This is a genomic window from Synechococcus sp. CB0205 (assembly GCF_000179255.1).
Taxonomy (GTDB): domain Bacteria; phylum Cyanobacteriota; class Cyanobacteriia; order PCC-6307; family Cyanobiaceae; genus Vulcanococcus.
The window spans coordinates 1-1358 of sequence record NZ_ADXM01000002.1; the positions used below are offsets into that span (position 1 = coordinate 1).

1 rRNA gene is annotated in these 1358 nt (G+C 53.8%); it reads left to right on the top strand.

The window, feature by feature from the left end:
• Positions 1 to 486: 486 nt before the first annotated feature.
• A 16S ribosomal RNA gene (locus CB0205_RS0100020) occupies positions 487 to 1358 on the top strand; the annotation flags it as partial.

The following is a 1358-nucleotide window of genomic DNA, read 5'->3' on the forward strand; positions in this document are numbered from 1 at the left end:
GAACCGAAAGCCGAGGGAACTCGGTGATGTAAGTTCAACAAGCGGTCGCGAGGCCGCGGACCGAGAGCCCGAAAGACCTGAGAGGGTCGAGCTGAAAAGCGTGTGGCGATCGGAGCACCTGGACAACTGAACGTTTAGGAACTGACGCTTTCACTGCGTTAGTCGCGAGCTGAAGCTGAGAGGCTGAGGTGAGTGGTTAACGAAGATGCAGTGAGGGTGTGAGGTCCCGTCAAAAATTTTTTAGTTGTGGAAGCTCATTGCTTGCATGATCTTTTGATTTCACGGTCAAGGGTTGTGTCGGTGTGCAGTGAGTGGAGCAACGACCGGATCTGAGATCCTGGAAAGTCTGAACGAAAGAAATTTTGTTTTGCACTCTTTGAACGCTTCTGTCAGAGGAAGTGGCATCAACTGCGACAGTGCGCCAGTGCTGGAGTGGGTGAAGCAAATCAAATTGAGGCTGCGCGAGCAGTCAATAGGATTTGATCTACAACGGAGAGTTTGATCCTGGCTCAGGATGAACGCTGGCGGCGTGCTTAACACATGCAAGTCGAACGAACCTTCGGGTTAGTGGCGGACGGGTGAGTAACGCGTGAGAATCTGCCCTCAGGAGGGGGATAACGGTTGGAAACGACCGCTAATACCCCATATGCCGCGAGGTGAAATGAATTTCGCCTGAGGATGAGCTCGCGTCTGATTAGTTAGTTGGTGGGGTAAAGGCCTACCAAGACATCGATCAGTAGCTGGTCTGAGAGGATGATCAGCCACACTGGGACTGAGACACGGCCCAGACTCCTACGGGAGGCAGCAGTGGGGAATTTTCCGCAATGGGCGAAAGCCTGACGGAGCAACGCCGCGTGAGGGATGAAGGCCTCTGGGCTGTAAACCTCTTTTATCAAGGAAGAAGATCTGACGGTACTTGATGAATAAGCCACGGCTAATTCCGTGCCAGCAGCCGCGGTAATACGGGAGTGGCAAGCGTTATCCGGAATTATTGGGCGTAAAGCGTCCGCAGGCGGTCTGTCAAGTCTGCTGTTAAAGCGTGGAGCTTAACTCCATTTCGGCAGTGGAAACTGACAGACTAGAGTGTGGTAGGGGCAGAGGGAATTCCCGGTGTAGCGGTGAAATGCGTAGATATCGGGAAGAACACCAGTGGCGAAGGCGCTCTGCTGGGCCATAACTGACGCTCATGGACGAAAGCCAGGGGAGCGAAAGGGATTAGATACCCCTGTAGTCCTGGCCGTAAACGATGAACACTAGGTGTCGGGGGAATCGACCCCCTCGGTGTCGTAGCCAACGCGTTAAGTGTTCCGCCTGGGGAGTACGCACGCAAGTGTGAAACTCAAAGGAATTGACGGGGG